The following is a 24,737-nucleotide window of genomic DNA, read 5'->3' as shown; positions in this document are numbered from 1 at the left end:
CCGAAGGGGCGGAAAGACGGGAATGTCATGTCAGAAATTCTGATCCGGGGGGCCGATGCCCTTGTGACGATGGATGCCACGCGGCGCGAAATTGCGGGCGGCGATGTGCTGATCCGCGACGGTGTGATCGTGGCGGTGGGGCAGGGGCTGGAGCCCGCCGGGCGCGGTCCCGCGCGGGTGATCGAGGCGCGGGGCTGCGTCGTCACCCCCGGTCTGGTCAACACACATCACCATCTTTACCAGACCCTGACGCGGGCTGTGCCGGGTGGGCAGGATGCGCTGCTCTTCGGCTGGCTGAAAACGCTGTATCCGATCTGGGCGCGCTTTGGCCCGGAGGAAGTGTTCACCTCGGCGCAGGTTGGGCTTGCGGAACTGGCGCTGTCGGGCTGCACGCTGACCTCGGACCATCTGTATCTATACCCCAACGGTGCGCGGCTGGATGACACGATCGCAGCGGCGCAAGAGGTGGGCCTGCGGTTTCACCCTACGCGCGGCGCGATGAGCATCGGTGAAAGTGCAGGCGGGTTGCCGCCCGACAGCCTTGTCGAATCCGAACATTCCATCCTTGAGGATTGCATCCGTGTGGTGGATTCCTTTCACAACCCGAACTCCGGGGCGATGTGCCGTGTCGGGCTGGCCCCCTGTTCGCCGTTTTCCGTCAGCCGTGATCTGATGCGCGAGGCGGCCTTGCTGGCGCGTGACAAGCGCGTGATGCTGCACACCCATCTGGCCGAAAATGACGAGGATATCGCCTATTCCATGGAAAAATTCGGCTGCCGCCCAGGGCAATATGCCGAGGATCTGGGCTGGACCGGCCCCGATGTCTGGCACGCGCATTGCGTGAAGCTGGATGCGGGCGAGATGAGCCTGTTCGCGCGTTCCGGCACCGGGGTGGCGCATTGCCCCTGTTCCAACTGCCGGCTGGGGTCGGGCATCGCACCGGTGCGGGCCATGCGCGATGCGGGCGTGAAGGTGGGGCTGGGGGTGGACGGATCGGCCAGCAATGACGCGGGCAATCTGGTGGCCGAGGCGCGGCAGGCGATGCTGTTGCAGCGCGTCAGCCGGGGGGCCGATGCGATGAGCGCGCGCGAGGCGCTGGAGATTGCCACGCTGGGCGGCGCGCAAGTGTTGGGGCGCGATGATTGCGGGGCGCTGGCGGTTGGCATGCGGGCCGATATCGCGATCTGGGATGTGTCGGGCGTGGAATCGGCGGGGTCATGGGATCCGGCGGCGCTGCTGCTGGCGGGGCCGACCCGGGTGCGCGACCTGATCGTCGAAGGCCGCATGGTGGTCGAGGGTGGGCAGATGGTGACGATAGACCTGCCCGCCGTGGTCGAACGGCAGAACCTGCTGGCGCGGGCGCTGATGGGCTGAGGTGTCGCCCCTGGGCGCTTTGGCCCTTGCGCCGTGCCCCGGGTTTCGGGCAACAGAAGGGGGGCGTGGCGCACGACCCGCTGCGGCTTTGATGGAACACAGGGGGCATCATGTCACATGACTGGAAAGCGCAACGCGCCGAGACATTCGAGACCTTCGCGGAAATGGCAGGTGAGGTAAGCCTGCCGAAATCGGCGGTGGTCTATTACCAGTTCTACGCCGAAAACATCGACCCCGACTGGGCCGCTGTAGAAAAGGCGTTGAAAGCCAAGGGCTTCAAGACCGAACGGGATGAAGAGGAAGGCCTGATCGTGGCCAGCATCGGCCCGATTCCCGTGACGCCGGACAGCATCTGGGAACAGGAAAAGATCGCCACCGAAGCGGTGCTGGATGCCGAATTCTTCCCCGACGGCTGGGAAATGACGACCGAGGAGTGACCACCGCAGGGTTGTCAGCGCAGGCTGGCATCCACCGGGTGCCGGCGCAACAGTATTGTCTGCGGCCATTCACCCGCCCTGCGCGCACCGGACGGGGTTAGCGACGGCCCGGCTTGCTCAGGACGCCGCGTTGCCGGTGACAGGCCGGCCGCCCACCCATACCGCTCGTATCGCCCGGTCATCGCCCATCATGATCGTGGGGAACAGCGCCTGCCACAAATCCCCGGCCCGCTGCGTGGCCTGCGTGATGGCGGGGGTGGATGCGAGGTCGATCACCACCAGATCGGCCTCCATCCCCGGGGCGATGTTGCCGATGTGGCGTTCGGCATGCAGCGCCTGCGCCGAGCCCACGGTGGCCAGCCACCACAATTGCGACGGGTGCAGCGGGGTGCCGCGCAGCTGGCCGATCTCATAGGCCGCCGCCATGGTGCGCAGCATCGAAAACGACGACCCGCCGCCGGTATCGGTTGCCAGCCCGATGCGCAGGCCCCGCGCCTTCAGCCCCGCCAGATCGAACAGGCCCGACCCGATGAAGGTGTTTGACGTGGGGCAATGCACCAGACTGGCCCCCGCCTCGGTCAGCCGGTCACGCTCACGTTCTGTCAGGTGGATGGCATGGCCGTAGACCGCGCCCTCGCGCAGCAGGCCTTGCGATTCATAGGTGTCCAGATAATCGCGCGACTGCGGGAACAGGCCCTTCACCCACTCGATCTCATCCAGTTGTTCCGAAAGATGTGTCTGCATCAGGCAATCTGGATGTTCGCGCCACAAGGCCCCCATCGCCGCCAGTTGTTCGGGCGTGGAAGTCGGCGAAAATCGCGGCGTGATCACATAATTCAGCCGGTCCACCCCATGCCACTTTTGCAGCAGGCGCTTGCTGTCGTCATAGGCCGATTGCACCGTGTCGCGCAGCCCGTCGGGTGCGTTGCGGTCCATGCAGGTCTTGCCTGCATAGGCGCGCAGCCCGCGTGCCTGTGCTGCGTCAAAGAACGCATCCACGCTTTCGGGGTGGATCGTGGCGTAAGAGCATACCGTGGTGGTGCCATTGGCCAGCGTCAGGTCGAAATAGCGCCCCGCCACCTCGGCGGCATAGGTCGGATCGGCAAACCGCATCTCTTCGGGGAAGGTATAGCTGTTCAGCCAGTCGATCAGCCGCTTGCCCCAGGATGCGATGATTGCCGTCTGCGGGTAATGCACATGGGCATCGACAAACCCGGCCGAGATCAGCGCCCGGTCGTAATCCGTTACCCGCGCCTGTGGGTTGGCCGCGCGCAGGGCCGCGCCATCGCCCACCGCCACGATGCGCCCGGCGTCGATCAGCACGCCGCCGTGGCTTTCCACCCGTGCCGCACCCTCAACCTCAAACGGATCGGCGGTGAAGGAAATCACCTGCCCCAGCACCAGATCGGCCATGACGCCCCCTATTCCCATTTCCGCTCGCCAGCCTAGGGCCTTTTGCCCCTTGGGTAAATTTGCCGCTTGGCCCTGTTTCTTTGAAACACCTTCCGGTAAGGTCCACCTAATGAAAACGGAGGCGGCATGGCGGAAAACGAGGCAGGGCCGCAGGGCCGCGACGGTGATTTTCAGGGCCTGACGGCAGCTCTGGTCGATGCCATCCTTGATGCGGTGGAGTCGCGCGATACCGCCGCCTTGTCCGGCTTTCTGGAGCCGCTGCATGCCGCCGACATCGCCGACCTGCTGGAGCAGATCGGCCCGGCCGAGCGGCGTGACCTGCTGGGCCTGTGGTCGGGCGAGATCGACGGCGAAATCCTGTCGGAAATCAGCGATGCCATCCGCGAGGAGGTGATCGAATTCCTGCCGCGCCATGTGCTGACCGACGCGGTGCGCGAACTGGACACCGACGATGTGGTGGACATTCTGGAGGATCTGGACGAACCGCAGCAGGCCATCATCCTGGGCGCGCTGGAAAGCGCCGACCGGGTGGCGGTCGAACAGGCGATGGCCTATCCGGAATATTCCGCAGGCCGACTTATGCAGCGCGAGGTGGTGGTGGCCCCCCTGCACTGGACGGTGGGCGAGGCGATAGATTTCCTGCGCAAGGCCGAACATCTGCCCGACCAGTTCTACCATGTGATTCTGGTTGACCCCCGGATGAAACCGCAGGGCTATGTGACGCTGGGGCGCATGCTGTCATCGCCGCGTGCTACGGCGCTGCGCGACATCGCCGAAGACAGTTTCCGCACCATCAAGGCGACGGATCCCGAGGCTGATGTGGCCTATATCTTCAACCAGTATCACCTGATTTCCTGCCCGGTGGTCGATGCGACCGACAGGCTGGTGGGCGTCATCACCATCGACGACGCGATGAACGTGCTGGACGAGGAGCATGAGGAAGACATTCTGCGACTGGCCGGCGTGGGTGATGAAAGCGCCATTTCCGACGGCATTCTGGAAACCGTGAAGCAGCGGTTTCCATGGCTGTTCGTCAACCTGCTGACGGCCAACATGGCCGCGCTGGTCATCGCGCAGTTCGAGGCGACGATTTCGGTGATCGTGGCGCTTGCCGCGCTGATGCCGATTGTCGCCTCGATGGGCGGCAATGCGGGCACGCAAAGCCTGACCGTGGCGGTGCGCGCGCTGGCAACCAAGGATCTGACATCGGCCAACGCGCCCCGGGTGGTGCGGCGCGAGGCGGCGGTGGGGCTGATCAACGGCGCGGCCTTTGCGGTGATCATGGGGCTGATCGGCTGGCTGGGCTATGGATCGGCGGGCCTTGGTTTGGTGCTGGCATCGGCGCTGGTCATCAACCTGCTGGTCGCGGCGCTGGGGGGCATTCTGGTGCCGCTGTTGCTGAACAAACTGCGCTTCGATCCGGCGCTGGCCTCGGGCACATTCGTGACCACGCTGACCGATGTAATCGGGTTTTTCGCCTTTCTGGGCCTTGCCACGCTGGTGCTGCTGTGACCATGGCCGAGGTGAAGGCCGCCGCCCGCAAGACCGCCTTTGCCACCCGCAAGGCGGCTTTTGCGGCGGGGCAGGGGCAAGCGGCGGAATTGCTGGCCGATGCCCTCAGCCCCCATGCGGGCAAGGTGCTGGCGGGCTACATGCCGATGCGGACCGAGATTGATCCGCTGCCCGCGATGGCCGCGCATGACGGACCGGTCTGCGTGCCGGTGATCATGGGCGCGGCCCAGCCGCTGCGGTTTCGGGAATGGACGCCGGGCTGTGCGCTGGTGCCAGGCGAGTTCGGCGCGCTGATCCCGGCCGAGGGTGCCTGGCTGGAGCCTGCGGTGCTGATCGTGCCGCTGCTGGCCTTTGATGCGCGGGGGTTCCGGCTGGGCTACGGCGGCGGGTTCTATGACCGCACGTTGCAAGGGCTGCGCGCCCGGCATGATGTGGTGGCGGTGGGCTTTGCCTTTGCCGCGCAAGAGGTGGCCGAAGTGCCGATTGACGCGACCGACCAGCGGCTTGACGCTGTGCTGACCGAAGGCGGCCCCGTGCGGCTATTGCGGCCGCCCCCGGCCATGTGACGAGCGGGCGCGGCGGGTCACGCCAGCCAGCCGCGAACGCACAGCTTCCCTATGCCGGTCAAGGCCCCTGCGGCAGCCCGACCAGCAGGATCCTGCCTTGCGCGCAGGTCACAAGGGGCTTGCCGCGGTCGTGCCCGCCCGCCTAGGCTCGGGCGTCATCCGCCGCCCGAAGGATCGCCATGCCCGCAGACACCCGCCCGCTTGTCCTGTCCTGCCCCTTGCCGCGCAGTCTGGATCTGATCTTTGCGCCCGCCGCCCGGGCCGTGCTGCACGACCGTTACCACATCGTCGAGACCACGGATGCCGCATTGCCGGGCCTGCCCGATGGCACCCTGGCCGAGGTGCGCCACATCATTGGCCAGCCGCCGCTGGACGAGGCGACACTGGCGCGGCTGGAATCCTTGCGCTGCATCTTCAACGTGGAATCGAACCTGCTGAACAACATGCCCTATGACGCGGCCTTTGCGCGCGGCATCCATGTTGTCACCACCGGCGCGGTCTTTGCCCAGCCGGTCGCGGAAATCGGCCTTGGTTTCGCGCTGGCGCTGGCGCGGGGCATCCACACCGCCGATGCCGATTTCCGTGCAGGGCGCGAGAAATGGGGCGGGGCGGGCAATGCGGGTGCGCGGCTGCTGACCGGGGCGGCGATCGGCATCATCGGGCTTGGCGATCTGGGCCGGGCGTTGGCGCGGGTGCTGGCGGGGTTCCAGCCACAGCTTAGGGTATTCGACCCGTGGCTTGCGCCCTCGCAAATCCGGGCGCAGGCCGCCACGCCCGCCACGCTGGCCGAGGTTCTGGCCAACAGCGATGTGGTGTTCGTCACCGCCGCTGTCACATCGGAAAACCGGGCGTTTCTGGGGGCCGAGTCCTTTGCCGCGATGAAACCGGGGGCCAGTTTCATCCTGCTCAGCCGCGCCGATGTGGTGGATTTCCCGGCGCTGATGGCGGCGGTGGCATCGGGCCATATCAATGCCGCCAGCGATGTCTTCCCCGAGGAACCGCTGGCGGCGGATCATCCGGTGCGCAGCTTGCCGGGGTTCCTGCTGTCGGCGCACCGGGCAGGTGCGCTGGATGTGGCCTTCACCCGGATGGGCGACATGGTGCTGGAGGATATGGCCCTGATCGACCGTGGCCTGCCGCCGCAGGTCTGCAAACGGGCCGAGCGTGAGACGGTGGCGCGCATGCGGTCGCGCCCGGTGGTGGCGAACTGACCGCTCACGCGGGGTTGTAACACGTTCGGCGGGTTGATGCGCAACCGGCCCGCGCCGCGCTTGCCGCAACGGGGCGCGGCGGGTTACGCTGCGTTTGCAAACGCAGGGGGGGCCTGATGCGCTGGATCTTTCGCCTGATCGGGGTCGTGTTCGGGCTGTTGGCCCTTGTGGTCGTGGGGGTCTTGCTGATCCCCGGTGAAAGGGTGGCCGTGCTGGCCGCCGACCAGTTCCAGAAAACCACAGGCCGCGCGCTGACGCTGGAAGGTGGGGTCAGCCCGTCGTTCTGGCCGCAACTGGGGGTTAAGACCGGGCCCGTGACCATCGCCAACGCGGATTGGTCGGATGAAGGCCCGATGCTGCAAGCCCGCGCGCTGACGATCGGCATCGACATGGCGGCGCTGATCGCGGGCGAGGTGAAGATCACCCGCATCGAGGCGGAAAGCCCGCAGATCCTGCTGGAAATGGGCGCGGATGGTCTGGGCAACTGGGAATTGCCCACGGCAGAGGCCGCCGAGGCAGCACAGACACCGGGGGCAGGCACACCCTTTACCCTTGACCGGGGCGTGATCACCGATGGCACCGTCACCTATATCGATCATGCGGCGGGCAGCCGCGTCACCCTGACGGCGCTGGCGGTCGAGGCGGCGATACCGGCCTTTGACGGGCCTGCGGATGTGACACTGGCGGCGGTGATGAACGGACAGGCCTTTACCGCCGCCGGGCGGATCGGTGCCTTTGCTCCGTTTCTTGAAGGCCGGGTTGTGCCGGTTGATCTGAACCTTGGCACGGGTGGGGCGACTGTCAGCTTTGCCGGGCGGTTTGGCACCGCCCCGATGGCTGCCGAAGGCCGGGTGGATGCGGCCTTGGGCGATCTGGCGGCGGTGATGGCACTGGCGGGGCAGGCGCCCCCCGGCCTGCCGCTGGGTCTGGGGCGCGATAATGTGGCGGTGGAGGGCGACGTGACGCTGACGGCCGCAGGCTCGGTGCATCTGCGCGGTGGCACGGTGAGCCTTGACGGCAACCGGCTGACCGGCGACGCCGATCTGACCACGGCGGGCGAGAGGCCCAAGCTGAGCGCGCAGATTGCCGCCGGGGCGCTGGATCTTTCGGCCATGGGTGCGGGCGGATCAGGTGGCGGGGATGCCAGCAACACCGGCTGGTCGCGCGACCCCATCGACGCCAGCGCGCTGGGCACCATGGATGCCGCCGTGGCGCTGAGTGCCGACAGCGTTGATCTGGGCGTGGCCCAACTGGGCCGCAGCCGCATTCTGGCGACGGTAGACCGCGCCCGCGCCGTGTTCGATCTGCGCGAGATTGCGGCCTATGGCGGCACGGTCAGCGGGCAACTGGTGGCCAACGGGCGGGGCGGCCTGTCGGTGGGAGGCGATCTGGCGGTGGCGGGGCTGGCCATGCAGCCCCTGCTGGCCGATATGGCGGGCTATGACCGGCTGATCGGGGCGGGCGACCTGCGGGTGAAATTCCTGGGCGTCGGCAACAGCATGGATGCGATCATGAACAGCCTGTCGGGCGGGGGCAGCCTGTCGTTCGGCAAGGGCGAGATCCGGGGGCTGGATCTGGTGGGCATGCTGCGCACGCTGGATGCGGGCTATGTGGGTGAGGGGGCCAGCACCATCTTTGATCGCATCACCGCCAGCTTCACCCTGAAAGACGGCGTGCTGGCCAATGACGATCTGGTCTTTGCCGCCCCCCTGCTGACAGCCACCGGATCGGGCCGCGTGGGCATCGGCGCACAGACGCTGGATTACCGCATCGTGCCTACCGCGCTGGCCGGTGCGGATGGCAGCGGCGGTGTGAAAGTGCCGGTGCTGATCAGTGGCAGCTGGGCCGCGCCCCGCTTCAAACTGGATCTGCAATCCATTCTGGACGAGCAGCTGGCCGAGGAAAGGGCCAAGCTGGAGGCACAGGCCCGCGCCAAGGCCAAGGAACTGGAGGCCGAGGCCAAGGCAAGGCTGGCGCAAAAGGCGCAGGAAGAGCTGGGCATCGTGGCGGGTGAGGGCGAAAGCCTGGAAGATGCCGCCAGACGCCGGCTGGAGGAAGAGGCGGCGAATGCGCTGGGCCGTCTGCTGGGCGGGAACTGAAGCCGGACTGCCAGTAGATTGCCGTTCGCCAATGGATTGCCGTCCGCCAGCAGATCACTTTCCGCCCGCCGCGACGGAACTTTGCACTTGCAGCGTTATTGGTGCGGTGCCGCGCCGCGGTCACTGAGGTTTGTTCACCCGACCGGTTGGACAGGCCTGTGCAATCAGGCAGAATGGGCTAGTTCCGATTGACCGCTTCAAACCTCTGCCACCCTCCGCAACGCATGAACGCGCAGCCCGACAGGAAAGGGATTTTGATCCCATGATGAAGATCATGACGCAGACCGTGCTGGCGCTTGGCATCCTTGCCGGGGCACTGGCGATCTGGATCAACTACATTCCTTCGGCGCTGCCCTTGCTGGCGCGCTATGGCGTGTTGGATGCGCTGGGGATCGCCGCCCCTGCAGAAGAGGGTGCAACCGCAGGCGGGCAGGCCGTAGCGGGCCAGCCGCCGCGCGGTGGTCAAGGTGCAGGCGGCGGCCGACCGGGTGGGCCGCCCGCAGGCCCCGTGGCGGTGATGGCCCGGCCTGCCGAATTGCGCGCGATGAACGATCAGGTCGCGGCCATCGGCGATGGCCAGCCCTACCGTTCCGTCACGCTGGTGCCCGAGGTAACGGGAGTGCTGGACACGGTGAATGTCACCTCTGGTGCCTATGTCGAACAGGGCGTGGTGCTGGCCACGCTGCGCGACGAGGTGCAGCGCATCGCCCGCGACCGCGCGCAACTGCAACTGGCCGATGCCGAAGCCGCGATGAACCGGCTGGAGGCGTTGGGCAATTCCGGCGCTGTCACCGAACTGCAACGCTCTGACGCGCGGCTGACGCTGCAAACCGCCGCACTGGCGCTGCGCGAGGCAGAGCTGGAGCTGGAACGCCGTCGGATCATTGCCCCCATTGCAGGCTGGGTGGGTATCCTGTCAGCCGAACCGGGTGATCAGGTCTCACCGCAGAATGCCTTTGCCCAGATCGACGACCGGTCACGCGTGCTGGTGGAATTCCGCGTGCCCGAGCGTTTCGTGGGCCGCATCACCGAAGGCAGCGCGCTGACCGCCACCCCGCTGGCAAACCCGCAGATGGTGCTGGACGGGCGGATCAGCGCCATCGACAGCCGGGTCGATCCGGCCAGCCGCACGCTGCTGATGCAGGCCGTGCTGGAAAACAGCGACGACATGCTGCGCGCGGGCATGGCCTTCAACATATCCCTGTCCTTTGCCGGTGACAGCTTCCCGGCGGTGGACCCGCTGGCGATCCAGTGGAACAGCGACGGGTCGTTCGTCTGGGTGGTGCGCGAGGGCAAGGCGCAACGTGCGGCGGTGCGGATCATGCAGCGCAACAGCGACAGCGTGCTTGTGGCGGGCGAACTGGCCGAAGGCGATCTTGTCGTGACCGAAGGCGTGCAATCGCTGCGCCCCGGCATGGATCTGGCCCCCCGTGTGGCCGAAAACCCGGAACAGATTACCCCGGCGGTTCTGCCGGTATCCACCGAAGGCTGAGGGGCAGAACATGAGCGTTATCGCGACACCCGGCAAGGATGCGAAACTTTCGGGCACGGCGCTGTTCGTGCGCAGGCCGATCCTGGCCTTTGTGCTGAATGCGCTGGTGGTGATTGCGGGCCTTGCGGGCCTCTTGGGCGTCGAAGTGCGCGAACTGCCCGATGTGGACCGGCCCGTTGTCACCGTGACCACCAATTTCACCGGCGCCTCGCCCGAAACGGTGGACCGCGAGATCACGGCCCGGATCGAGGGTGCCGCTGGCCGGGTGGCCGGGGTGCAGGCCATTTCATCACGCTCCAACTTTGGCCGCAGCCGGGTCACGGTGGAGTTTGGCGACAACACCGACCTGAACGTGGCGGCGGCGGATATATCCGACGCGATCTCACGCATTTCCAACCAGTTGCCCGATGATGCTGACGACCCCCGCGTGGTCAAGGCCGATGCCAATGCCGAGGCGGTGATGCGAATCTCTGTCACATCTGCCACCCGCAGCGCGCAGGATCTGACCACGCTGGTGCAGGATGTGGTCGAGGAGCGGCTGATTTCCGTGCCGGGCGTGGCCGATCTGCAAATCTATGGCACCCGCGACGAGGTGTTCCGCGTCGATGTGGACCAGATGCAACTGGCCAGCCGGGGCCTGACACTGGCCGATGTGCGCGATGCGCTGGCCGATGTGTCGTTCGACGCGCCTGCGGGGTCACTGAACGCGCCGACCCAAAGCCTTGTGGTGCGCACCACCGCGACGGTCAACACGCCGGAACGGTTCGAGGAACTGGTGATCGGCGACGGGGTGAGCCTTGGCGACGTGGCCACGGTCACGCTGGGGCCCGCAACCGGAGAAAGCGTGCTGCGCGCCAATGGCGAAACCGGGCTGGGGCTGGGCATCATCCGGCAGGCGCAAAGCAACACGCTGGAAATCTCGGCCGCCGTGACCGAGGCGGTGGCTCAATTGCAGACCATCCTGCCCGAAGATGTCAGCATTTTCGTGTCCAGCGATGATGCGGTGTTCATCAATGGCGCAATTCACGAGGTCGTGCTGACGCTGGTGCTGGCCATCATCATCGTGGTGGCGATCATCTATGTGTTCCTGCGCGACATCTGGGCCACGCTGATCCCCACGGTGACGCTGCCGGTGTCGCTGATCGGGACGGTGGCGGCGATCTATCTGGCGGGGTTCTCGGTCAATATCCTGACGCTGCTGGCGCTGCTGTTGGCCACCGGGCTGGTGGTGGATGATGCCATCGTGGTTCTGGAAAACATCGTGCGCCGCCGGTCGCAGGGCATGGGGGCGCGGGCGGCGGCGGTGCTGGGCACGCAGGAGGTGTTCTTTGCCGTCGTGACCACCACGGCCACGCTGGCGGCGGTGTTCGTGCCGCTGTCGTTCCTGCCGGGGCAGACCGGCGGGCTGTTCCGCGAGTTCGGGTTCACACTGGCCATGTCGGTGTTGCTGTCCTCGGTCGTGGCGCTGACATTGTGCCCGGTGATGGCCAGCCGCCTGCTGAAACCGCCAAAGCCCGAGGGCACCGCGCGCGGCCCGATGATCTGGCTGGGCAACCGGCTGGCGCGGGTTTACGCGGCCAGCCTGCGGGTGGTGCTGGCCGCGCCGCTGATCGCGGTGCTGGTGTCGGTGCTGTTCGCTGCCACCGCCGTGCTGGTGGCGGGCGGCATAAGGCAAGAGGTGACACCGGCCGAGGATCGCGCGCAGGCCATGGTGCGGGTATCGGCCCCGCAGGGCGTGTCGCTGGATTACACGGCGGGCAAGATGCGCGAGATCGAGGCGCTGCTGGAGCCGTTCCGCACCTCGGGCGAAGTGACGAACATCTTTGCCATCGCGGGCACCGGTTCTGGCAACAGCGGTTTTGTGGTGATGTCGCTGGCCCCCTGGGGCGAGCGGGAACGCAGCCAGCAGGATATCGTCACCGATATCAACCGCGCCATCGGGCAGGTGATCGGCGTGCGCGCCACGGCGATGCAGGGCAATTCGCTGGGCATCCGGGGCGGGGGCCAGGGGCTGCGCGTGGCCATCACCGGCTCCAGCTATGAGGATCTGGCGGGGCAGGCCCGCGCCATCGCCGACCGGCTGGAGGAAAACCCCGCCTTTGGCCGCGTGTCGATCAATTATGAGACCACCCAGCCGCAGCTTTTCGTCGAGGTGGACCGTGAGCGTGCGTCTGATCTGGGTATAGACATCGACGGGCTGGGGCAGGCGTTGCAGGCCGTGCTGGACGGGCGCACCATCGGCACGGTGTTCATCGACGATGCCAGCTATGACATCCAGATGATTTCCACCAACGACCCGGTGAATGATCCCGGCGATCTGGAACGCATCTTCGTGCAAAGCGGCGACGGGCAGATGGTGCCGGTGTCCACCTTCGTGACGCTGGAGGAACGCGCCGTGGCCCCCGATCTGGGCCGCGAGGCGCAGATGCGCGCGGTCGAGGTGTCGGCCAGCCTGACGCCCGAAATGGCACTGGGCGACGCCTATGCGCAGTTGCAGGACATTGCCGCCGAAATCCTGCCGGAAAACAGCCGCGTGGTGCCCTTGTCCGAGGCGGCCACGCTGGATGAAACGGCGTCCGGCCTGATGATCACCTTCGGCTTTGCCATTCTGGTGGTGTTTCTGGTGCTGGCTGCGCAGTTTGAAAGTTTCGTGTCGGCCATCATCGTCATGGCCACGGTGCCCTTGGGGCTGGCCTGTGCGATCTTCGCCTTGCTGCTGACCGGGGGCAGTATCAATGTCTACAGCCAGATCGGGCTGGTGCTGATGGTGGGGATCATGGCCAAGAACGGCATCCTGATCGTGGAATTTGCCAACAGCCTGCGCGATCAGGGCCATTCCGTGCGCCGCGCGATCTATGAGGCGTCAACCATCCGCTTGCGTCCGGTGATGATGACCATGCTGTCAACCGTGCTGGGCGGTGTGCCGCTGATATTCTCGGTGGGCGCGGGGGCCGAGGCGCGCGAGGCGCTGGGCTATGTGATCGTGGGGGGGCTTGGCTTTGCCACGCTGTCCACGCTTTACATCACGCCGGTGGCCTATCTGTTGCTGGCGGGCCTGTCGAAACCCAAGGCCGAGGAAGAGGCCCGCCTGTCGCGCGAACTGGACGAGGCTGCAAGACCGGGCATCCCGGCGGAATGACGCCGGGGTAACAGGCTGTTTCAACGCATGACAATGAATTGTGCGGCCACGGGTTTTCCTGCGCCCCGGTCCTGCCGTATCAGAAACCCATGAATGTCATCCTGCTTGTCGGCGTCATTGCCAGCCTGTTCATCGTCATCGCACTGTGTGAGCCGCTGGCAACGCGCCTGCGCCTGCCGTATTCCGTTGTGCTGGCGCTGGTCGGGGCTCTTCTGGGGTCGGCTGCGCTGTATCTGCAGGCCAGCGGTCTGAGCCAGCAGTTCGACCCCGGGGTGCAGGCGATCCTTTCATTGCCGATCCGGTCGTCAGTGTTTCTGTATGTGTTCCTGCCCACGCTGCTGTTTCAGGTGGCGCTGGGGCTGAACCTGCGCCGGATGGCGGATGACTGGGTGCCCATTCTGTTGATGGCGGTGGTGGCGGTGCTGATGGCCACGCTGTTCATCGGGCTGGCCTTGCAGCCCTTCAGCAGCATGTCACTTATGGCTTGCCTGTTGCTGGGGGCCATTGTTTCGACGACTGATCCTTCGGCGGTGGTCAGCATTTTCCGCAACATCGCCGCCCCGCAGCGGCTGGGCCGGATTGTCGAGGGCGAGTCCCTTCTGAACGATGCCGCGGCCATCGCGCTGTTCGGGTTTTTCCTGACCTTCGTGATGGCCGGGGTGCCCAACCCGACCTTCCGCGACGCGCTGGTGGATTTTCCGCTGCTGATCCTTGGCGGGCTTGCGGTGGGTTGGGTGATGGGCCGGGTGGGCCTTGCCGCGATGACGCTGCTGCCCGGGCATCCGCTGGCGCAGATTTCCATCAGCATTGCCATGCCCTTCCTGACCTATATGCTGGCCGAACGCGGGCTGAACGCATCCGGCGTCATCGCGGTGCTTGTGGCTGGGCTGACGCTGAACCTGACCGGGCCTGCCCGGCTTTCCCCCGCCACATGGAATTACCTGAAGGATGTGTGGGATCTGCTGGCGCATTGGGCGGGTTCGCTGATCTTTATCCTTGCCGCGCTGCTGATCCCGCGTCTGCTGGGCGACGCGCGGTTGTGGGATGTGTTTCTGGTGCTGGTGGTGATCCTGGCTGCCACCGCTTCGCGCGCGGTGATGCTGTTTGGCATGCTGCCGCTGCTGACGCGGGCGAACCTGTCGCCGCGGGTGGAAACGCCCTACCGGGTGGCGATTCTCTGGGGCGGGCTGCGGGGTGCGGTGACGCTGGCACTGGCGCTGGCCGTGACGGAAAACCCGCTGGTGCCCCCGCAGATCAAGCGTGAGATCGGCATTCTGGCCACGGGGTTCACCCTGTTCACACTTCTGGCACAGGGCACCACCCTGCGCTGGATCATCCGGCGGCTGGGCCTTGCGCGGCTGGCCCCGCTGGATCTGGCGCTGTCCAACCAGGTGATCGCCGTCGCATTGCAGAATGTGCGTGAAGAGGTGGCCGAAACCGTGCGCGACCACGAGCTTGACCGCGAGATCATCCGCGCCGAGGCGAAACGCTTTGGCGAGCGGCTGGAACTGGCCGTCAACCGCGCCGAAAGCGCCGAGGAAATCCATGACCGCGACCGGATCACCCTTGGCCTTGTGGCACTGGCGGGACGCGAGCGCGACATGATCCTGGAAGGGTTCCGCGACCAGTTGATTTCCGGGCGGCTGGTGGAGCAGATGCTGTCCAACGTGGACCGGCTGATTGAACGCACCCGCACCGGGGGCCGGGGCGGCTACCGTCTGGCCGGGCGGCAGGCCATGGGCTATGGTCGCACGCACCGGCTGGCGGTGCTGATGCACAACAGGCTGAAGCTGTCGGGCCCGCTGGGGCAAGCCACCGCCGACCGGTTCGAGATGCTGCTGGCCACGGCGCTGATCCTGCGCGACCTGCACGCCTATATCGACACCAAGATCCGCCGCATCCATGGCCGCCGGGTGGCCGACCTGCTGCACGAGCTGCTGAAGCGCCGCGAGGAAGAGATCGACACCGCGCTCGAAGGGTTGCGCCTGCAATACCCCGGCTATTCCGATGAGATGGAGCGCCGCTTCATCCGCCGCACCGCCCTGCGTCTGGAGGAACATGAATATGAAGTGCTTTATGGTGACGGGCTGATCGGCGAGGAACTGCACCACACCCTGCGCCAGCGCATTGCAGCCGAACGCGCCCGGGTGGACCGGCGGCCGAAGTTGGACCTTGCGGTGCAGAAATCCGAGCTTGTGCGCCAGTTCCCGCTGTTCGAGGATATGGAGGAAGGCCAGCGCCGCCAGTTGGCGCAGGCCCTGACCACGCTTTATGTGCAGCCCGGCGATGTGCTGCTGCGCCGGGGCGAGGTGCCGCGCAACGTGTTCTTCATCGCCTCTGGCGCGGTGGAATCAGAGGTTGCGGGCCAGAAGCTGCTGCTGGGCCGGGGCGAGATGTTCGGGCAACTGGCCATCCTGATGCGCAAGACCCGGCGCGCGCAGATCACGGCCATCACCCACGGCACGCTGCTGGCGCTGGACGAGGTGCGTTTCAAGCGCCTGTTGATCCGCAACGCCGCCATGCGTGTGGCGGTCGAGGAAAGCGCGAAACGCCGGGGCGTGACGCTGGTGCTGTCAGACATGGGGCTGCCGTCGGCGGCTGCGCAACCGGCGGAATGACCGCCGGTTGCGGCTGACCGTCAGGCCCGCACGCCTGAAAATCGCTGTTGCCAGTCGGCGCGCTCCTCGTCCGTGATCTTGCGGAACAGGTTTTCCGGCACGTCGAACCCGTGGCCGGCGGGCAGGGCCTGCATCGCCGCCGCCAGATCGGTCGGCCAGGACCAGTCATCCGACCGCATGGCCGCCATCATCACGGCCGCTGCATCGGGAATGAACGGGCGGGACAGCACGGCAAACACCCGGATCAGGTTCAGCGCCAGCCGGATCATCGCCGCGGCCTGATCGGGGTCGGTTTTCACCACGGTCCATGGCGCCGCCGATTGCAGGTATTCGTTGCCCAGCACCCACAGCGCGCGCAGTTCCGCCGCAGCCTTGCGCACCTCCATCGCTTCCATACAGGCCTCGTAGGCCGCCAGCCCGGTGGCCAGATCGGCCATCAGCTGCGCCTCGCGCGCGCCCATGCTGCCACCGGCGGGCACGGTATCGCCCAGCTTGGACTTGGCGAATTTCGTGACGCGGCTGACAAGGTTGCCCAGCACATCCGCCAGATCCTTGTTCACCGAAGTCTGGAAATTCTCCCATGTAAACTCGCTGTCGCTGTTTTCCGGCGCATGCGACAGCAGCCACCAGCGCCAGTAATCGGCGGGCAGGATCGACAGCGCCTGATCCATGAACACGCCACGCCCCTGCGACGTGGAAAACTGCCCGCCATCGTAGTTCAGGTAGTTGAACGACTTGATGTAATCCACCAGCTTCCACGGTTCGCGCGAGCCCATGATGGTGGCGGGGAAAGACAGGGTGTGAAAGGGCACGTTGTCCTTGCCCATGAACTGCACATAGCGCACGTCATCGGCACCCTTGTCGGTGCGCCACCAGCGTTCCCACGCGGCCTCGCCCAGACCATGGGCATCGGCCCATTCGGCAGCACAAGCGATGTATTCGATGGGCGCATCGAACCAGACGTAGAACACCTTGCCTTCCATTCCCGGCCAGGGCTGGTCGCCCTTTTTCACCGGCACGCCCCAGAACAGGTCACGGGTGATGCCCCGGTCCTGCAAACCGTCGCCGTCGTTCAGCCATTTCTTCGCGATCGAGGTGGTCAGCACCGGCCAGTCGGTCTTGCTGTCGATCCAGGCGGCGATCTCGTCACGCAGGGACCGCTGCCGCAGGTAAAGATGCGTGGTTTCGCGCACCTCCAGATCAGTGGAGCCTGAAATGGCCGAGCGCGGGTTGATCAGGTCGGTAGGGTCAAGCTGTTTGGTGCAATTCTCGCACTGGTCGCCGCGCGCGGATTCGTAGCCGCAGTTCGGGCAGGTGCCGGTGATGTAGCGGTCGGGCAGAAAGCGGTTGTCGGTGACGGAAAACACCTGCTTTTCCGAGACTTCCTCGATGAACCCATTGGCCGCCAGCGCGCCCGCGAAATGCTGCGTCAGCCGGTGGTTGCGCTGGCTGGAAGACCGGCCGAAATGGTCGAAGGACAGGCGGAACCCCTCGGCAATGCCCTTTTGCACGGCGTGCATCTCGGCGCAGAACTGGTCTACCGGTTGCCCTGCCTTGGCGGCGGCCAGCTCGGCCGGCGTGCCGTGTTCGTCGGTGGCGCAAAGGAACATCACCTCATGCCCCCGGCCCCGGCAGTAGCGGGCGTAAAGATCGGCAGGCAACTGGCTGCCCACAAGATTGCCCAGATGCTTGATGCCGTTGATGTAGGGAATGGCGGAGGTAATCAGAATCCGTGCCATGGCGCTGCCCTTATGCCGAAGTTGCGCGCCTGCTTTAACCCATGGCCGGGGCGAGGGCCAGAAGGGCATTTGCGCCGGGCGCGGGGTTGATCTGCCGCCGTGGCCTGGCGCAATGCCGGTGTCAAAGGCCCAGCAGGGCGGGCAGACGGGCCATGTCATGAAAGACCGTCGCACCTTCGGCCGCCAGTCGCGCGCCGTCGCCAGTGGCCGCATAGCCGAAACAACGCATTCCGGCATTGGCGGCGGCCTTGGCCCCGGTGGGGCTGTCCTCGATCACCACACAATCCTGCGGGCCGACGTGCAGCGCGCGGGCGCAATGCAGGTAAAGGCCGGGGTGGGGTTTGGGCGTGCCGAGCGTCTGGCCGGAAAACAGGCGGCCGTGCAGCCGCGCCAGCAGGGCTGGGTGTTGACCAAGCGAGATCCGCATCTTTTCATCCGACCCGTTTGATCCGACGGCATAGGGGATGCGGGCGGCATCCAGCGCGTCCAGCACGGTTTCAATGCCGGGGATCAGCGCAACACCCTTGGCCAGCCGGGCATAGAGCAGCGCATAGAAATCATCGACCCAGGTGGCGGGCAGTTCAGCCCCCAGCGCCAAAGCCTTGTCGTAAAGGCCCCGCATCGTGCCGCCCAGAAACAGGTCGTCCATCTGCGCATGGGTCAGCGGCAGGCCATGCTGCGCAAGGTTTTCCTGCAACAGCACGAATGTGGGCGGCTCACTGTCCACCAGAACGCCGTCGCAGTCAAAGATCACGGCCCGCGGCGGCAGGATCATGGCGCGGCCCCGGGCGCGGTGTCGCCGGGCGCGCGCAGGATCGTGACGATGGTATCGCCATAGCGGCGCTGGTCGAGTTGGTCAAAGCCCGCAGGCGGGGCAGGCGGGGACGATTCCTCCCACACTACCATCGCATCGGGGGCCAGCCAGCCCTGCGCGCGGGCGCTGGCAAGCGCGGCCTCGCCCAGAGCGCGCCCATAGGGCGGGTCAAGAAACACCAGCGTGAAGGGGGCGGCACAGGGCGGCAGGCGCGTGGCATCGGCGCGGACCAGCGCGGTATCGGTGGCGCGGCGCAGGATCTCGATATTGCGGCGCAGCAGGGCGCGGGCGGCGGCACCGTCATCGACGAATGTGGCATGGGCGGCACCCCGGCTCAGCGCCTCCAGCCCCAGCGCGCCGGTGCCTGCGAAAAGGTCCAGCACCCGCGCCCCGCTGATCGGGTTGCCATAGCCGCCGTTTATCAGCAGGTTGAAGATCGCCTCGCGCACCCGGTCGGATGTGGGGCGCAGATGTGCGGCCGGATCGCCCGCACCCACCGGGGCCAGATGCGTGCCGCGATGGCTGCCCCCGATGATCCGCATCACTTCAGCAGGGATTTCAGCGCGGTAGCGGGGTCTGCGATGGCCGCCGGGTCCACCGTCCGGCCCATTTCCAGCAGGCGCTTGCCCACCATATAGGCGCGCGGATCGTTCATCGCATCGACGGCCAGCAGCGCGTCGCCCCTGAAATACCAGAACGATACGCTTTCGCCCTCGGGCCCCCGGGTCACGATGCGGTCATAGCCGGTGTTCAGCCCGGCGATTTGCAGTTTCGTGTCGTATTGATCCGACCAGAACCACGGCATCGGCACATAATCCCTGCCCGCGCCCAGCATGTTTTCGGCCACCGTTTCCGCCTGATCAATGGCGTTCTGCACCGATTCCAGCCGCAGCCGCCCACCCCGCCAAGGGAAGGATGCGCAGTCGCCCGCAGCCCAGATTGCCGGGTCTGACGTGCGGCCATGGGCATCGGTGGCAATGCCGTTGTCCAGCGTGACGCCCGCCAGTTCCGCCAGCGCGGTGGCAGGAAGGATGCCCACGCCAGCGATGACGAAATCGCAGGGCAGCTCGCGCCCGTCGGTCAGCCGCGCGGCGTTCACACGCCCGTCTCCCAGCAGGCGGTCAAGGCCCACCCCCTCGATGATCGTCACGCCATGCGCCATGTGCAAGGCGCGGAAATAGTCGGATGTTTCGGGGGCCGCCACGCGTTGCAGGATGCGCGGGGCCATTTCCACCACGGTCACATGCAGGCCCAGTTTCGAGGCGACCGCCGCCGCCTCCAGCCCGATATAGCCGCCGCCGATGATCACCACGCGACGGCCCGCCACGCATTCGCCGCGCATGGCATCCACATCGGCCAGACCGCGCACGGTATAGATGCCCGCCAGATCGCCGCCGATGGCCGCAGGCAGGCGGCGCGGCACCGAGCCTGTCGTCAGCGCAAGCTGGTCATAGGCCAGCGTATCCGCGCCAAACGTCACGGTTTTCGCCGCGGCGTCAATCGCCGTCACGGGCGCACCCAGCCGCAGGGTGATGGAATTGTCGGCATAGAATTCGGCATTGCGCAGGTAAAGCCGCTCTTGCTCCATCTCGCCCATCAGATAGGCCTTGGACAAAGGCGGGCGCTGGTAGGGCGGGGCGGTTTCTGCCCCGATCAGGGTGATGGCGCCGCTGTGACCGGCGCTGCGCAGCTTTGCCACCAGCGCCGCCCCGGCCTGCCCGGCCCCGATCACCACGATATGCGTCATCTTGCCCTGTCCCCCGTTTGTGCAGGCCGCCTTGCACTGGCCTGTCTTGCCTTGCGCTGGCCCGTCTTGCCTTGCACTGGCCTGTCTTGCGCTGGCCCGTCTTGCTTTGCACTGGCCCGTCCTACCGGCGGACCCTATAACTTGGGCCAATGGAAACGCAACGCGCGAGGACTGACCGGATGACGATTTCTGTAGGCGACAGACTGCCCGAGGCGACGCTGGTGATGATGGGGGCCGACGGGCCGCAGCAGGTCAGCCTGACCGAGCGTGCGAAGGGCCGCAATGTGGTGATCTTTGCCGTTCCGGGGGCCTTTACACCCACCTGTTCCTCGGCCCATGTGCCCAGCTTCATCCGCACCAAGGCGGGATTTGACGCAAAGGGTGTGGATGAGGTGATCTGCGTATCGGTGAACGACCCGTTCGTGATGAAGGCCTGGGGCGAGGCTACCGGGGCCACGGCGGCTGGCATCACCATGCTGGCCGATGCCGCCAGCGAGATGACCGGCGCGATGGGTCTGGCCTTTGACGCGCCGCCGGTGGGGTTGCTCGCGCGGTCGAAGCGCTATGCGCTGCAGGCGCAAGACGGCGTGGTGACGGTGCTGCATCTGGAAGAAAGCCCGGGTGTGTGCGAAGTTTCGGGCGGCGAGGCGATGCTGGCGGCGATCTGAACCGCCGGGGGGGGGCCGGGTTGGCCCCCTTCTGCCCAAGGCCCGGCCTTGGCGGGCGTGGTGCCGACAAGAGTTTTCGAAAACTTTTGAAAAATCCTTCGAAGGATTTTTGGGCCGGTGTTGCGCAAGCTGTTCGGCTTTCCGCGCCTATGGCCTGTGCCGGTGGCCTTCGGCGAGGCTGTTTCGACCAAGATGAAAGCGCGGGCGTCAGGGCGTGGCCAGCGCATCCATCTTCGTGGCCAGTTTCACATCCAGTTCGGTCAGCCCGCCTGCGTCATGTGTGGTCAGGGTGACGGCCACGGTCTTGTAAACGTTGCTCCATTCCGGGTGGTGGCCCCATTTTTCCGCCCAGAGCGCGGCGCGGGTCATGAAGCCGAAGGCATCGACGAAATTGCCGAAGGTGAAAACCCTGGTGATCGCGTCGCGGTCGGCGTCCAGCGTCCAGCCGCTTGCCAGCAGCGGGGCCAGCAGGCTGCGGTCGTCAAGTGCGGGTGTCTTGGGCACGTTTCTATCCTTTTGCGATCAGCGCGTCATCGGCGGCATTGGCGCGGGCCAGCGCGGGGCGGGTCTTGATCCGGTCCCAATATGCGGTGAAGCCGGGCAGGGCGGGCAGCGTGCCGAATTGCAGGCCCCAGCCGATCTGTGATCCGGCATAGACATCGACCGCCGAGAATGTGTCGCCCGCCAGATAGGGGCTGGCAGAGACGGCCTGTTCCAGCGTGGCCACCACCCGGTCAAAGCTGCCATAGCCCACGAAGCCGGATTTTTCCGGCGGCACGGTGACACCCAGCGCCTTGTTTGTCACGGCGGCCTCCAGCGGGCCTGCCGCATAGAACATCCAGCGGTAAAAGGCGGCGCGGTCATCGGGCATCAGCCGGGCCTCGGGAAAGGCATCGGCCAGATAGGTGCAGATGGCGGCGCATTCGGTGATGGTGCGGGTGCCGTGGGTGACGGTGGGCACCTTGGCCATCGGGTTCAGCGTGCGGTAACTTTCGGCCTGCATGTCGGGGCCATAGCCCAGGATCACCGTGTCATAGGGCTGGCCCAGCTCTTCCAGCATCCAGCGGGCAATGCGGCCGCGCGACTGCGGGTTGGTATACAGTGTCAGGGATTCCATCGAAAGCTCCGTTTTGGAAAGCATGCCATGGGGGGTGCCGGTTTGTCTTGTGTCCTGACCTGCGCGGCGGCAGCCTGGGCCGCTGTCCGCTCAATCTTCGGTGTGGACGCGGCGGAACGGGCCATAGGCGGTCAGCACCTCGATCTCTTCATCCACCGCGCGGCGTTCGGCGCGCAGGTATTGCGCCACGGCCTCGCGGAAACCGGCGTCGGCGATCCAGTGCAGCGAATGCACCGGGGTCGGCAGATAGCCGCGCGCCAGCTTGTGTTCGCCCTGCGCGCCCGCCTCTACCCGGTGCAGGCCGTGGGTGATGGCCCAGTCGATCGCGCGGTAATAGCACAGCTCGAAATGCAGGCAGGGGTGATCTTCCACGCAGCCCCAGTAGCGGCCGAACAGCGTGTCGCGCCCGATGAAATTCAGCGCGCCCGCCACCGGCCTGCCGTCGCGTTCGGCCAGCACCAAGAGGATGTCGTCGCGCATTGTGGCGTGGAATTCGTGGAAGGCGCGCCGGGTCAGGTAGGGCGTGCCCCATTTGCGTGATCCGGTGTCCTGATAGAACTGCCAGAAGGCATCCCAATGCTGTGGCTCGATCTGGTCGCCGGTCAGGCAGCGGATCGTGCCGCCGAATGCCGCCGCCGTTTCGCGTTCCTTGCGGATGGTCTTGCGCTTGCGCGAACTGAGGTCGGCCAGAAAATCGGCGAAGCAGGCATAGCCCCGGTTTTCCCAATGGAACTGCTGGGTGATGCGGTGCAGAAGGCCCATGTCTTCACCCGCCTGCGCCTCAGCCGCCGTGCAGAAGGTGATGTGCAGGGATGACAGGCGGTTCTGCGCGGCGATCTGCACCGCGCCGTCGATCAGCGCGGCGCTGCCCGTATCCTCGAACCCCGGGGCAGTCAGCAGGCGGCGGCCGGTGGCGGGGGTGAAGGGGACGGCGATTTGCAGTTTGGGGTAATAGCGGCCCCCGGCGCGTTGCCAGGCATCGGCCCAGCTGTGGTCAAAGATGTATTCGCCCTGGCTGTGGCCCTTGGCATAAAGCGGGGCGGCGGCGATGAGGCGGCCCCCCTGGGTGACAGTCAGCGGGCGGGGTTGCCAGCCGCTGCCCGCGCCGGTGGAGCCGGAGCGGTCAAGCGCCGCCAGAAAACGGTGGGTGGTGAAGGGGTCGATGGGGCGGCCTGACGCGGCCTCGGGGCAGGCCACGGCATCCCATTCGGCTGCCGGGATGTCGGCGAGGCTGGTGTGGGCGGTCAGGGTGAGGGCGGTCATGGGCGGCTGCGCCTGTCTTGCGGGCAGAGCCGGGGGGCTGACTGCCCCCCGGACCCCCCGTGGATATTTGGAGACAGAAAATGGGTGAATGTCTGAGTCAGGGGGAAAACTGGTGTGACACGCCGCCGGGTCAAGCCGGAAGCGCTGCGGCGTAATGTTCGAAGGTGATGTTGTCGGCGATGGCCCGGGCGGTGGCTTCGGCGGTGGGGGAGCGGATCGTCCAGCACAGGATCGCGGCACCGGCGGATTTCATGGCGGCCACACGGGGGCGGGCCAGGTCGCCCCATTCGTGGCTGATGAAGCTGGCCCCCACGCGGTCGTAATCGGGGATGTCGCGCAACTGGTCGCAGACATGGGCAGGCAGTGGGCCCCAGGCGGCGGGGTCGAAGGCCGAGGTGGTCAGGCCGCGCGGGATATGGGGGGCAAGGCGGGCCATGGCGGCCATGCTGTGCGGGTTGAAGGACATGACGGCCACGGGGCCTTCGTAGCCGGTCAGCGCCTGTGCGGTGGCGCTTTCCAGCGGGCCGACATCGGGGCCCATCGCGCCATCCTGATCCTTGATCTCGATCAGCAGCGGCACGCGGCCCGCGATGACGCTGAGGATCTGAGGCAGGGTGGGGATGCCATCCTGCGCATCGGTCAGGCGGATCGTGGCAAGTTCGGCGGCGGTGCGGATTGCCAGCGGGCCGGTGGCTGTGGTCAGCCGGTTCAGGTCGTAGTCGTGAAACACCATGGCCTGCCCGTCGGCCGAGCGTTGCAGGTCGATTTCAATGGCATAGCCCGCCTCGACCGCCGCCAGCACGGCAGCGCGGGAGTTTTCGGGGCGTCCTGCGGAGCGGTCATGCAGGGCGCGATGCGCCACGGGCGTGGTGCGGAATACGGGGGGAAGGGGGGCGTGCATCTTAGCGGATCTCGAAGATGCCTTCGATTTCGACGGCCACGCCGAAAGGAAGGCTGGCGGCGGATACGGCAGAGCGCGCATGGCGGCCCGCGTCACCCAAAGCGGCAACCATGAAATCGGATGCGCCGTTGATCACCTTGGGCTGGTCGGTGAAGTCGGCGGTGGAATTGACGAAACCCACCAGTTTCACCACCCGCACCAGCCGGGTCAGATCGCCGTCGCAGGCCTTGCGCAACTGCGCCAGCAGGCTGATGGCGCAGCGTTTGGCGGCCTCGGCCCCCGCTGCCACATCCATGTCGGCCCCCAGACGTCCCTTGATCATGCCGTCCGGCCCCTGGCTGATCTGGCCGGAGACATGCACCAGATTGCCGGTGATCACGAAGGGCACATAATTGGCCGCCGGGGCGGGGGCGTCGGGCAGGGTGACACCCAGTTCGGCAAGGCGGGCTTCGATGGCGTTCATGGGGAGGCTCCGTTGGCTGGGCGCGGGAGGCGCTGTTCGCGCGGAGGCTAGCCGCAGTGCGGCGGGGCGGCAAGCGGATGCTGGCGTGGTGCGCGGGTTTCGTTATCCTGCGGGCAGGGGGGGCTCTGCCAGACTGAAGGCCGATGGCATCGGCCCGCCGCCAA

General features: G+C 66.4%; 20 protein-coding genes. 10 read left to right on the top strand and 10 right to left on the bottom strand.

The annotated features are described in order from the left end of the window. The first annotated feature begins 27 nt into the window (after positions 1-27). Together GEU84_RS16755 and GEU84_RS16750 are read left to right on the top strand one after the other, a co-directional pair. Positions 28-1,374: an 8-oxoguanine deaminase gene (locus GEU84_RS16755; RefSeq protein ID WP_152828217.1), complete on the top strand. Its 1,347-nt coding sequence runs from the start codon at positions 28-30 to the stop codon at positions 1,372-1,374. Positions 1,375-1,484: 110 nt separating this feature from the next. Next, positions 1,485-1,811, top strand: coding sequence for a hypothetical protein (locus tag GEU84_RS16750; RefSeq protein WP_152828215.1), 327 nt, complete (start codon positions 1,485-1,487; stop codon positions 1,809-1,811). Positions 1,812-1,928: 117 nt separating this feature from the next. Here GEU84_RS16750 and guaD read toward each other — a convergent pair whose 3' ends face one another. Further along, positions 1,929-3,224 (bottom strand): guanine deaminase, encoded by a 1,296-nt coding sequence (gene guaD, locus GEU84_RS16745; RefSeq protein ID WP_152828213.1) that lies wholly within the window; start codon positions 3,222-3,224, stop codon positions 1,929-1,931. A 126-nt stretch (positions 3,225-3,350) separates the two neighbouring features. Here guaD and mgtE point away from each other — a divergent pair, with 126 nt between their 5' ends. The 7 genes from mgtE to GEU84_RS16710 all read left to right on the top strand — a co-directional run bounded on the left by mgtE (position 3,351) and on the right by GEU84_RS16710 (position 15,861). After that, positions 3,351-4,736, top strand: a complete 1,386-nt coding sequence (gene mgtE, locus GEU84_RS16740) for a magnesium transporter (protein ID WP_152828211.1) — start codon at positions 3,351-3,353, stop codon at positions 4,734-4,736. Then, positions 4,733-5,302, top strand: a complete 570-nt coding sequence (locus tag GEU84_RS16735) for a 5-formyltetrahydrofolate cyclo-ligase (protein WP_174539939.1) — start codon at positions 4,733-4,735, stop codon at positions 5,300-5,302. Before mgtE ends, GEU84_RS16735 begins: the two co-directional genes overlap by 4 nt. Before the next feature lie 179 nt (positions 5,303-5,481). Continuing rightward, a complete protein-coding gene (locus GEU84_RS16730) occupies positions 5,482-6,513 on the top strand; it encodes a hydroxyacid dehydrogenase (RefSeq protein WP_152828207.1) in 1,032 nt (343 codons plus the stop codon). 116 nt (positions 6,514-6,629) lie between these two features. After that, positions 6,630-8,612: an AsmA family protein gene (locus tag GEU84_RS16725; RefSeq protein WP_152828205.1), complete on the top strand. Its 1,983-nt coding sequence runs from the start codon at positions 6,630-6,632 to the stop codon at positions 8,610-8,612. 262 nt (positions 8,613-8,874) lie between these two features. After that, on the top strand, positions 8,875-10,104 hold the full coding sequence (locus tag GEU84_RS16720) for an efflux RND transporter periplasmic adaptor subunit (RefSeq protein ID WP_174539938.1): 1,230 nt from the start codon (positions 8,875-8,877) through the stop codon (positions 10,102-10,104). Between the two features lie 10 nt (positions 10,105-10,114). Next, positions 10,115-13,243 carry an efflux RND transporter permease subunit gene (locus GEU84_RS16715; protein ID WP_152828203.1) on the top strand — a complete coding sequence of 1,043 codons (3,129 nt, stop codon included), beginning with the start codon at positions 10,115-10,117 and terminating at the stop codon, positions 13,241-13,243. Positions 13,244-13,332: 89 nt separating this feature from the next. Next, positions 13,333-15,861 carry a cation:proton antiporter gene (locus GEU84_RS16710; RefSeq protein ID WP_152828201.1) on the top strand — a complete coding sequence of 843 codons (2,529 nt, stop codon included), beginning with the start codon at positions 13,333-13,335 and terminating at the stop codon, positions 15,859-15,861. A 20-nt stretch (positions 15,862-15,881) separates the two neighbouring features. On the opposite strand, the gene metG is transcribed toward GEU84_RS16710, so the two are convergent. From metG to GEU84_RS16690, 4 genes are all read right to left on the bottom strand, one after another. Then, positions 15,882-17,600, bottom strand: coding sequence for a methionine--tRNA ligase (gene metG / locus GEU84_RS16705; RefSeq protein ID WP_152828199.1), 1,719 nt, complete (start codon positions 17,598-17,600; stop codon positions 15,882-15,884). Between the two features lie 121 nt (positions 17,601-17,721). Next, on the bottom strand, positions 17,722-18,375 hold the full coding sequence (locus GEU84_RS16700; RefSeq protein ID WP_152828197.1) for an HAD family hydrolase: 654 nt from the start codon (positions 18,373-18,375) through the stop codon (positions 17,722-17,724). Continuing rightward, the gene (gene rsmD, locus GEU84_RS16695; RefSeq protein WP_152828195.1) at positions 18,372-18,956 is read right to left on the bottom strand and encodes a 16S rRNA (guanine(966)-N(2))-methyltransferase RsmD; all 585 of its coding nucleotides are present in this window, start codon (positions 18,954-18,956) and stop codon (positions 18,372-18,374) included. Before rsmD ends, GEU84_RS16700 begins: the two co-directional genes overlap by 4 nt. Further along, positions 18,956-20,161, bottom strand: coding sequence for an NAD(P)/FAD-dependent oxidoreductase (locus GEU84_RS16690; RefSeq protein WP_152828193.1), 1,206 nt, complete (start codon positions 20,159-20,161; stop codon positions 18,956-18,958). Before GEU84_RS16690 ends, rsmD begins: the two co-directional genes overlap by 1 nt. A 179-nt stretch (positions 20,162-20,340) precedes the next feature. Here GEU84_RS16690 and GEU84_RS16685 point away from each other — a divergent pair, with 179 nt between their 5' ends. Then, the gene (locus GEU84_RS16685; RefSeq protein WP_152828192.1) at positions 20,341-20,829 is read left to right on the top strand and encodes a peroxiredoxin; all 489 of its coding nucleotides are present in this window, start codon (positions 20,341-20,343) and stop codon (positions 20,827-20,829) included. Between the two features lie 207 nt (positions 20,830-21,036). Here GEU84_RS16685 and GEU84_RS16680 read toward each other — a convergent pair whose 3' ends face one another. From GEU84_RS16680 to GEU84_RS16660, 5 genes are all read right to left on the bottom strand, one after another. Further along, the gene (locus tag GEU84_RS16680) at positions 21,037-21,333 is read right to left on the bottom strand and encodes a 4a-hydroxytetrahydrobiopterin dehydratase (RefSeq protein WP_174539937.1); all 297 of its coding nucleotides are present in this window, start codon (positions 21,331-21,333) and stop codon (positions 21,037-21,039) included. A gap of 4 nt (positions 21,334-21,337) precedes the next feature. Beyond that, the gene (locus tag GEU84_RS16675) at positions 21,338-21,946 is read right to left on the bottom strand and encodes a glutathione S-transferase family protein (protein ID WP_152828190.1); all 609 of its coding nucleotides are present in this window, start codon (positions 21,944-21,946) and stop codon (positions 21,338-21,340) included. 90 nt (positions 21,947-22,036) lie between these two features. Then, positions 22,037-23,209, bottom strand: a complete 1,173-nt coding sequence (locus GEU84_RS16670) for a GNAT family N-acetyltransferase (protein WP_152828188.1) — start codon at positions 23,207-23,209, stop codon at positions 22,037-22,039. A 130-nt stretch (positions 23,210-23,339) separates the two neighbouring features. After that, positions 23,340-24,110: a glycerophosphodiester phosphodiesterase family protein gene (locus GEU84_RS16665; RefSeq protein WP_152828185.1), complete on the bottom strand. Its 771-nt coding sequence runs from the start codon at positions 24,108-24,110 to the stop codon at positions 23,340-23,342. A gap of 1 nt (position 24,111) precedes the next feature. Continuing rightward, complete coding sequence (locus GEU84_RS16660) at positions 24,112-24,573, bottom strand: RidA family protein (protein ID WP_152828183.1); 462 nt, start codon at positions 24,571-24,573, stop codon at positions 24,112-24,114. Between the last annotated feature and the right edge of the window lie 164 nt (positions 24,574-24,737).

It is taken from the genome of Fertoeibacter niger (assembly GCF_009380135.2).
Lineage (GTDB): Bacteria > Pseudomonadota > Alphaproteobacteria > Rhodobacterales > Rhodobacteraceae > Fertoeibacter > Fertoeibacter niger.
The sequence above is the reverse complement of the archived record's forward strand: the minus strand, read 5'-3'. Positions and strand labels throughout refer to the sequence as shown.